At 59.9% G+C, this 8,984-nt stretch carries 9 protein-coding genes and 1 rRNA gene; all 10 read left to right on the forward strand.

Annotation, left to right across the window (positions count from 1 at the left end; all coding sequences use genetic code 11):
- The first annotated feature begins 25 nt into the window (after positions 1-25).
- Positions 26-1,627: an anthranilate synthase component I family protein gene (locus ACFFT4_RS03085; protein ID WP_378044987.1), complete on the forward strand. Its 1,602-nt coding sequence runs from the start codon at positions 26-28 to the stop codon at positions 1,625-1,627.
- Positions 1,624-2,205: an aminodeoxychorismate/anthranilate synthase component II gene (pabA, locus tag ACFFT4_RS03090; protein WP_378044989.1), complete on the forward strand. Its 582-nt coding sequence runs from the start codon at positions 1,624-1,626 to the stop codon at positions 2,203-2,205. The genes ACFFT4_RS03085 and pabA overlap by 4 nt, the downstream gene beginning before the upstream one ends.
- Entirely contained in the window at positions 2,202-3,083 is an 882-nt protein-coding gene (gene pabC / locus ACFFT4_RS03095) for an aminodeoxychorismate lyase (RefSeq protein WP_378044990.1), read from the forward strand. Before pabA ends, pabC begins: the two co-directional genes overlap by 4 nt.
- Positions 3,080-3,949 (forward strand): dihydropteroate synthase, encoded by an 870-nt coding sequence (gene folP / locus ACFFT4_RS03100; RefSeq protein ID WP_378044992.1) that lies wholly within the window; start codon positions 3,080-3,082, stop codon positions 3,947-3,949. The genes pabC and folP overlap by 4 nt, the downstream gene beginning before the upstream one ends.
- Entirely contained in the window at positions 3,942-4,334 is a 393-nt protein-coding gene (gene folB, locus ACFFT4_RS03105) for a dihydroneopterin aldolase (RefSeq protein ID WP_378044993.1), read from the forward strand. The genes folP and folB overlap by 8 nt, the downstream gene beginning before the upstream one ends.
- A 4-nt stretch (positions 4,335-4,338) precedes the next feature.
- Positions 4,339-4,848, forward strand: coding sequence for a 2-amino-4-hydroxy-6-hydroxymethyldihydropteridine diphosphokinase (folK, locus tag ACFFT4_RS03110; RefSeq protein WP_378044994.1), 510 nt, complete (start codon positions 4,339-4,341; stop codon positions 4,846-4,848).
- A 3-nt stretch (positions 4,849-4,851) separates the two neighbouring features.
- The gene (dusB, locus tag ACFFT4_RS03115) at positions 4,852-5,880 is read left to right on the forward strand and encodes a tRNA dihydrouridine synthase DusB (protein WP_378044995.1); all 1,029 of its coding nucleotides are present in this window, start codon (positions 4,852-4,854) and stop codon (positions 5,878-5,880) included.
- 367 nt (positions 5,881-6,247) lie between these two features.
- A complete protein-coding gene (greA, locus tag ACFFT4_RS03120) occupies positions 6,248-6,724 on the forward strand; it encodes a transcription elongation factor GreA (protein WP_378044996.1) in 477 nt (158 codons plus the stop codon).
- Between the two features lie 176 nt (positions 6,725-6,900).
- Entirely contained in the window at positions 6,901-8,412 is a 1,512-nt protein-coding gene (lysS, locus tag ACFFT4_RS03125; RefSeq protein WP_378044998.1) for a lysine--tRNA ligase, read from the forward strand.
- A 493-nt stretch (positions 8,413-8,905) separates the two neighbouring features.
- A 16S ribosomal RNA gene (locus tag ACFFT4_RS03130) occupies positions 8,906-8,984 on the forward strand; the annotation flags it as partial.

An 8,984-nucleotide genomic window follows, 5' to 3' on the forward strand; every position in this document is an offset into this window, starting at 1 on the left:
CGAGTCGGCAAAAGGGGCGGACGGAGTGAACGGCGTGGAAGTTATCGGAATCGAGCCATTCGAGCAATGGCGTCGCTGGCACGGATCGGGAGAAGGGTATACGCTGCTGCCGTATGTTCGAAAAATCGATTCGGCCGGGCAAGAGAGCCCGCTCCCCGAATTCTGGGATCAGGCCTGGGCGGGGGCATCCGCCTTCGCAAGCCTGCTGGAGAGCGGCAAAGGCGGACGCTATACGATCGTCGGGCTTCGTCCGGCAGCGGCGATCTCCGGCTGCGCCGAGGGAGCGGATCTGCTGGAGCCCTTCGATGGCCAGGCGGGAGCGGAGTGGGCGCCGGTCGGCCGGGCCGAGGGCAAGCCGCTGGACGTGCTGAGAGAGTGGCTGCGTCCGTGGCGGGCGCCCCGTCCGGAAGACGTGCCGGATTGCATCGGCGGAGTCATCGGGTATTGGAGCTATGACGTCGTGCGAAGCCTGGAGAGGCTGCCGGAGCGCGCGACGGACGATCTGGGCTTGCCGGAATACGTGTTTCAGCGGTTCGAGGAGCTGTGGGTGGCCGACCATGCGGAGCGCGCGGTATATATCGCCGTGCATGTACGGGTCGAGCCGGACGCGGACCTTGCGAGGCTGGAGGAGCTGTACCGTTCGGCGCAGGGGCGCGCCGACGAGATGGAGCGGCAGTGGCTGAGCTGGTTGGCGGAGGGGGAAACCCCGGCCAGCCGGGAGCGCGCGGAGCGGATGCGGGAGAGGATGGCCGGCGATCGGCTGGAGATCGACATCGAACGGCTCTCCGGCTTGTCGACTTCGATGACCAAGGCGGAGTACGAGGAGGCGGTGCGGCGGATTCAGCGGTATATCGGGCAGGGAGACGTGTTTCAGGTCAACCTGGCCCTCCGCCAGAGCCGACCTCTGGCCGCCGCGCCGGAAGAGCTGTACGAATGGCTGCGCGTCGTGAACCCGTCTCCTTATATGGGCATGCTGCGAACGCCGTCCTTTGCGCTGGTCAGCGCGTCACCGGAGCTGCTCGTGAAGCTGTACGGGCGGCGATTGTCCACGCGGCCGATCGCGGGAACTCGTCGCCGGGGCCGGTCGCCCGAGGAGGACCGCGACCTGGAGGCCGAGCTGCTCGGAAGCGAGAAGGAGCGAGCCGAGCACGTCATGCTCGTCGATCTGGAGCGCAACGATTTGGGCCGGGTCGCGAAGTACGGAACGGTGAAGGTGCCCGAGCTGTTGACGGTGGAACGATACTCCCACGTCATGCACCTCGTCTCCCAGGTGGAGGCGACGCTGGCGGACGGGAAGGATGCGCTCGACGTGCTGGCCGCGACCTTCCCCGGAGGAACGATTACCGGGGCGCCCAAAATCCGCACGATGGAAATCATCGAAGAGCTGGAGCCGACCCGGAGAGGTCCCTATACCGGTTCGATCGGGTGGATTGACTACAGCGGGAATATGGAATTTAATATAATTATTCGTACGATCGCCGTACAGGACGGGGTTTGCCATATTCAAGCCGGGGCCGGCATCGTCATCGATTCCGTGCCGGAGCGGGAGTTTTACGAATCCCTGAACAAGGCCAAAGCGCTATGGAAAGCGGTGCAGTACAGCGAAGGGCAGGTTGAACCGACATGATTCTGGTGATCGACAACTACGATTCTTTTACGTATAATCTGGTGCAATATTTGGGAGAGCTCGGCGAGGACATCGTCGTGCACCGCAACGACGAGATCGATCTGGACGGCATCGCCAAGCTTGCGCCGGACCATATTTTGATTTCCCCCGGCCCGTGCACGCCCAATGAAGCGGGCATCAGCCTCGCGCTGCTGGAGCGGTTCAAGGGAGAAATTCCGATCTTGGGCGTCTGTCTCGGCCATCAGTCGATCGGACAGGCGTTCGGAGGAGAAGTCGTTCGCGCCGATGAGCTGATGCACGGCAAAACCTCCGAGATCCGCCACGACGGCAAGACGATCTTCGCGGGCCTTCCCTCTCCGTTCACGGCCACCCGCTATCACTCCTTGATCGTGAAGCGCGAGACGCTGCCGGACTGCCTGGAGATCAGCGCGGAGACGGAGGATGGCCTGATCATGGGCTTGCGTCACAAGGAATACGTCGTGGAGGGCGTACAGTTCCATCCGGAGTCGATCATGACCGATTACGGGCTGAAAATTTTGCGCAACTTCCTCGATCGGAAATCGGGCGTCGGAGCATGAAGTTTCTATTCAACGGACAATTGATCAGCCAGAAAGACGCCGTGATCTCCGCATTCGATCACGGCTTTCTGTACGGGATGGGCCTGTTCGAGACGTTCCGCACGTACGGCGGCCGCCCGTGGCTGCTGAAGGAGCATGCCGCGCGGCTGGCGCGGGGCTGCGAGCAGCTCGGCATTCGCTACGATCCGGACGTCGGGCGAATGGAGAGCGGCGTGGCGGACTTGCTGGCGGCTTGCGGACTGAGCGACGGGTATATCCGGTGGTCGGTGTCGGCGGGAGAGGGCGAGATCGGCCTGCCTTCGGGCGATTACGGCCTGCCGAACGAGATCGTCTACGCCAAGGCGCTCGCATTGGACGAGCCGGCGACCCGCCCGGGCAAGACGCTGCGTCTCTTGAAGCTGCGGAGAAGCACGCCGGAGGGCGCGCTGCGGCTGAAATCTTTCCATTATATGAATAATATCGCGGCCAAGAGGGAATTGCTGGCGGCCGGGGCGGCTCCCGGCACGGAAGGGCTGTTCCTCGACGGAGCCGGACATGTCGCGGAAGGCCTGGTCAGTAACGTGTTCTGGCTGAAGGCCGGCAAGCTGTACACGCCTTCTGCGGCTACCGGGCTGCTGGAGGGAATCACCCGGGAATACGTCATCCGGCTGGCGCAGGCCGAAGGCTTCCCCGTGGAAGAAGGATTGTACGGCTGGGAAGCGCTGCTCGCGGCGGACGAAATCTTCGTCACGAACTCTGTGCAGGAGATCGTTCCCGTCGTTGCGCTGGAGGACGATCAAGGCTTGCGGGCGGATTCGGGGACCGGAGAGGCGGGGGAGCTTACTTCGCGTCTGATGGGTCTGTACCGCGCCGCCGCGGAAAGGAACGGCAACGAATGAACCCGACTTTTTATCGGCGCAGCTACAAGTTCCGGGACGGAACCGGGCTGGAGCTGGGACAGAGAACCCTGATTATGGGAATACTGAATGCGACGCCCGATTCTTTCTCCGACGGCGGCCGCTACAACGAAGCGGAAGCGGCGGCGGCGAGAGCCGGGCAGATGGCTTCGGAGGGCGCGGACCTGATCGACATCGGCGGCGAATCGACAAGACCGGGGCACGACCCGATCTCCGCGGAGGAGGAGCTGGCCCGCGTTCTCCCGGTGATCCGGGCGGTGAAGGCGCGGGTCAAGCTGCCGATCAGCGTCGATACGTACAAGGCGGAGACGGCGCGGCAGGCGCTGGAGGCGGGCGCGCATATCCTCAACGACGTGTGGGGCTTTAAGCGCGATCCGGAGCTGGCCCGGGTAGCGGCGGAATTCGGCTGTCCGGTTATTCTGACGCACAACCGGGACAATCGCGACTATCGGGATTTTATGGCGGACGCCTTGAACGATCTGCGCGAGAGCGTTCGCATCGCCCGCGAGGGCGGGGTTGCCGATGAAAATATTTGGCTCGATCCGGGAATGGGCTTCGCCAAGGATTACGAGGAGAATTTGGAGATGATGGGCCGTCTGGAAGAGGTCGTCGCATTGGGTTATCCGGTGCTGCTGGCCGCTTCCCGCAAGCGGTTCATCCAGCGGGCGCTCGGCGTGACGGCGGACGAAGCGGCGGAAGGGACCGGCGCGACGACGGCGCTGGGCATTGCGCAAGGCTGTCAGATGGTGCGGGTGCACGACGTGCGGCTGTCGAAGCGCGTGGCGCTGATGGCGGACGCAATCTTTTATCGGAACGAAGCGGGAAGGGGTGCGGGTGCGAATGGATAGAATGCTGCTGAAGAAAATGGTGTTTTATGGGTACCATGGCGTGTATCCGGAGGAAAACAAGCTCGGGCAGAAATATGTCGTAGATCTCGATTTGCGGCTCGACCTGGGCCCCGCGGCGCACAGCGACGATGTGGCGGATACGGTCAATTACGCCGAAATTCACGCCTTGATCAAGCAAATCGTGGAAGGGCCTCCGGTGAAGCTGATCGAGACGTTGGCCGCAAACATTGCTTCCGCCGTACTCGGTACGTATACTAGTATCCATAAAGCGACGGTGGCGGTGACGAAGCCGAACCCGCCGTTCGACATTACCTTCGACGGAGTGACCGTGGAGCTGTCCAGACGGAGAGGGCCGGACGGGAGCCTCGTCCCTGCGGAGGACTGAGCTCGTGCAAGACGCATACGTGGCGCTGGGCGCCAACCTGGGAGACCGGGAAGCTTCGCTGAAGGAAGCGATACGGAGGCTGCGGGCGGAGCCCGACCTGGAGCTGGGGCGGATTTCGCCGGTGTATGAGACCGCTCCGGTGGGCTATACCGACCAGCCTTCTTTTCTCAATATGACGATTGGGTTGAAAACGTCGCTCGGCCCCGTGGAGCTGCTTCGTCGCTTGCTGGCGATCGAACGGGACATGGGACGGGTAAGAGAGATTCGTTGGGGACCGCGCAACATCGATTTGGATCTGCTGGCGTACGGCGAGGTTGAGATGGATACGCCGGAACTGACGCTCCCGCATCCCCGTATGGGAGAGCGGGCGTTCGTATTGGTGCCGCTGAAGGAGATTTGGCCGACGGAGCTTCCTTTTCCATGGGAGGATCGATTGTCGGCGATGTCTCTGCGGGAGGAAGGCATCTCGCGCTTCGCGGCGGGAGACGACGCAGAGTTAGGAAAGGAGCAATAAAGAATGCTGAAAATCGGCAACGTAACGATGAATAACAATGTCGTGCTGGCCCCGATGGCGGGCGTCTGCAATCCGGCGTTCCGGCTGATCGCCAAGGAATTCGGCTGCGGACTCGTCTGCGCGGAGATGGTGAGCGACAAGGCCATCCTGCACGGCAACCAGCGGACGCTGGAGATGCTGTTCGTGGACGAGCGGGAGAAGCCGCTGAGCCTGCAAATTTTCGGAGGGGACAAGGAGTCTCTTGTCGAAGCCGTGAAGTTCGTCGACCAGAACACGAACGCGGACATTATCGATATCAACATGGGCTGCCCCGTGCCGAAGGTGACCAAATGCGACGCGGGCGCCAGATGGCTGCTCGATCCGAAGAAAATTTACGAGATGGTGTCCTACGCCGCGGATGCGGCCAAGAAGCCGGTGACGGTCAAGATGCGCATCGGATGGGACGACGAGCATATCTACGCGGTGGAGAATGCCCAGGCGGTAGAGCGCGCGGGCGGGGCGGCCGTCAGCGTGCACGGAAGAACGCGGGAGCAGCTGTATACGGGCAAAGCCAACTGGGATATTTTGCGCGACGTGAAGCAGGCGGTTAACATTCCGGTCATCGGCAACGGCGACGTGTTTACTCCCGAGGACGCCAAGCGGCTGCTGGAGCATACGAATTGCGACGGCGTCATGATTGGCCGGGGAGCTCTGGGCAATCCGTGGATGCTGTACCGGACGGTGCATTTCCTGACGACGGGCGAGATGCTGCCGGATCCGTCTCCGAAGGAAAAAATCCGCATCGCCATGCTGCACATGGACCGTCTGGCCGAGCTCAGGGGAGAGCGGGTCGCGGTTCGGGAAATGCGCAAGCATCTCGCCTGGTACCTGAAGGGACTGCCGGATTCCGCCGCCGCGAAAAATTCGGTCATGGAGCTGCAATCTCGCGCGGAAGTGGTGTCCGTATTGGAGGAATACGTGAGCCGGGTCGACGAGATTCTGGCCGGCGAAGCGGCCGGAGCTTCTGAATCCGGCGAAATCCTCGTACACTAGGGCGTGTATGCAACCTCCGAGGACAGCAGATATTGCCGAATTTTCGTTCCATGCCAGGAACTTTTGTGAAGGCGTACCGGGGGTACGTCAAGCAAAAGGGTCGAAGCAGGGGCGAAAAGGCGGTGAAAGATGCCCCGAGCGGGTTTGCATACACGCCCTAGGAGGAAGCGGTTTCAGCCCGTGTTTTCACCTGTGCTTTCCGCGAATTGACATTTTCAAGGGGTTGCAATATAATCGTACCAATATTCGCCCAAGCATCAGGAAAATCGCCAGGCCAAACATCGGATAAAGATGTCATGTCGGCGATGACCGACCATATATTGGTTAGCAACCTCGAAAATCTTTTCCATGACAGGAGATCGGTGAGATGAGCGACAAGGAAGTGCTTCTGACCCAAGACGGGCTCAAGAGGCTTGAAGATGAACTCGAAAACCTTAAATCCGTCAAACGCCGCGAAGTCGCGGAGCGAATCAAGGTAGCCATCGGCTACGGCGACATTAGCGAAAACTCGGAGTACGAGGACGCCAAGAACGAACAGGCTTTCATCGAAGGACGGATCATAACGCTGGAGAAGATGCTTCGCAACGCGCGGATCATCAACAGCGAAGAAATCGATCTGGAGACGGTGAGCATCGGTTCGACCGTCGTCGTGGAAGATTTGGAATATGGCGATACGATGGAATATACGATCGTCGGTACGGCCGAATCGGACCCGCTGAACAACAAAATCTCCAACGAAAGCCCGGTAGGCAAAGCGATTATCGGCAAAAAGAAAGGCACAACCGTTGAAGTGAGCGTTCCTGCGGGTATCATTCAATACAAAATTGTCGATATCAAAGTGTAGCAGACGCGGCCTGCCGCAATTCAGACGTTAGTCGCCGTCCCCGGGACGGAGAAGCCGATTGACTGGGATAGAAAAAAGCTTCCTTCGGAAGCTTTTTTGCCTGTTAGAGGACGTTCGCTTGAAGGGCGCGTCGCCGAGCCGCATAAATCTAGATGGGGATGAAGGAGTACGAGGCTATGGAACATAACGACCGGTCGGAAGAGTTGGAATTAGGCGAATTGCTGCGCATTCGCAGGGGGAAGCTGGACGATCTGCGGGCGCTGGACGTCGATCCGTTCGGCGTTAAATTCGACCGCACGCACCATGCGGGCGAGCTTCTCGCGCAATACTCGGAGTTGTCGAAAGAGGAGCTGGACGAGAAGGCGGCCGAAGTGAACGTCGCGGGCCGCATTATGACGAAGCGTTCAATGGGCAAGGCGGCATTCGCGCACATTCAGGATCTGAGCGGGAGAATTCAGATCTATGTCCGGCAGGATACGGTGCCCGAGCACAAGTTCAAGGCGTTCGATCTGCTGGACATCGGCGACATTATCGGCGTGAAGGGCGTCATCTTCAAGACGAAGACGGGTGAAACCTCGATCAAGGTGGACGATCTGGAGGTGCTGACCAAGTCGCTGCTTCCGCTGCCGGACAAGTTCCATGGACTGAAAGACGTGGAAACCCGCTATCGTCAGCGCTATGTGGACCTGATCGTGAATCCGGACGTTCAGAAGACGTTTATCGCGCGCTCGCGCATTATTCAGTCGATGCGCCGTTATTTGGACGATCGCGGTTATTTGGAGGTCGAAACTCCGACGCTGCACTCCATTGCGGGCGGTGCCGCGGCGCGTCCTTTCGTTACGCATCACAATGCGCTGGACATGCAGCTCTATATGCGCATCGCGATCGAGCTGCATCTCAAGCGCCTGATCGTCGGCGGTCTGGAGAAGGTGTACGAGATCGGACGCGTCTATCGCAACGAGGGCATCTCGACGCGCCACAATCCCGAGTTTACGATGATCGAGCTGTACGAGGCTTATGCCGACTACGAAGATATCATGCGTCTGACCGAGTCGCTGATCGCGCATATCGCCCAGGAGGTATTGGGAACGACGAAGCTTACGTATCAAGGCCAGGAAGTGGACCTGACTCCGTCGTGGCGCCGGGTGTCGATGACCGAGCTGATTCGCGAGACGGTTGGCGTGGACTTCACCGTTCAGATGACGGACGAGGAAGCCCATGCGTTGGCCAAGGAGCATAAGGTGCCGGTCGAGAAGCATATGACGTTCGGCCATATCGTCAACGCGTTCTTCGAGACGTTCTGCGAGCACACCTTGATTCAGCCTACTTTCGTTACCGGCCATCCGGTCGCGATCTCTCCTCTGGCGAAGAAAAGCGAAGCCGATCCGCGGTTTACGGACCGGTTCGAGCTGTTCATCGTCGCCCGCGAGCACGCCAACGCGTTCACGGAGCTGAACGATCCGATCGATCAGCGTCAGCGGTTCGAGGCGCAGCTTGTGGAGAAGGAAGCGGGCAACGACGAGGCGCACGAGATGGACGATGACTTCATCCGCGCGCTGGAGCACGGCATGCCTCCGACCGGAGGACTCGGCATCGGCGTCGACCGGCTGGTCATGCTGTTGACCGATGCGCCGTCGATCCGCGACGTTCTTCTATTCCCTCATATGCGGGAACGCTCCGAGGGATAAGCATTGCGGCTTGTGGGTTTGGGGACAGATGTTCATGCGGCGGACGGAGTCTTCGGCAGCTCGTTCAAGGGGCTGCCGAGGACTCCGTCCGTTTGTGCTTAAAGGCGGCCGGTACAGCTTCGATTAGGCGAGTTCTCTACAACGAGTCGTTAATTGAGGAAGCGGCGCTTTTACTCGATGGTTGGCGACTGCGGGTGCAATTAGCGTTTGCCTTTTCCGACTAAAGGAGGGGCGCGCAGCTGCAATAAAATTCCATGTATAAATGGGGTTGCAATGGCCTAGGGGTCTGTGCTATATTATTTAAGTCGCCTCTGGGCGGCAGGCAAAATCAACACCGATTGTTCTTTGAAAACTGAACATTGAGCGTAAGAAACAACAAGCAATACCAGCAAGAAATGAGCCTCAAAGGCTCTGTAAGGGATCTTTCACTCTCGGGACTTCCTTTGGAAGCCCTGCCGTGAAAGAGCTTTGGACATCACCTTCGGTGAGTCCTATTATGGAGAGTTTGATCCTGGCTCAGGACGAACGCTGGCGGCGTGCCTAATACATGCAAGTCGAGCGGACTATCTTGC

Origin of the sequence: Cohnella cellulosilytica (assembly GCF_042431195.1) — a bacterium.
Lineage (GTDB): Bacteria > Bacillota > Bacilli > Paenibacillales > Paenibacillaceae > Cohnella > Cohnella cellulosilytica.

Excerpts from the sequence above, each read along its gene's own strand:
- dusB (WP_378044995.1), top strand. The coding sequence starts at position 4,852 with ATGCTGAAAATCGGCAACGTAACGATGAATAACAATGTCGTGCTGGCC.
- greA (WP_378044996.1), top strand. The coding sequence starts at position 6,248 with ATGAGCGACAAGGAAGTGCTTCTGACCCAAGACGGGCTCAAGAGGCTT.
- pabC (WP_378044990.1), top strand. The coding sequence starts at position 2,202 with ATGAAGTTTCTATTCAACGGACAATTGATCAGCCAGAAAGACGCCGTG.
- folB (WP_378044993.1), top strand. The coding sequence starts at position 3,942 with ATGGATAGAATGCTGCTGAAGAAAATGGTGTTTTATGGGTACCATGGC.
- folP (WP_378044992.1), top strand. The coding sequence starts at position 3,080 with ATGAACCCGACTTTTTATCGGCGCAGCTACAAGTTCCGGGACGGAACC.
- pabA (WP_378044989.1), top strand. The coding sequence starts at position 1,624 with ATGATTCTGGTGATCGACAACTACGATTCTTTTACGTATAATCTGGTG.
- lysS (WP_378044998.1), top strand. The coding sequence starts at position 6,901 with ATGGAACATAACGACCGGTCGGAAGAGTTGGAATTAGGCGAATTGCTG.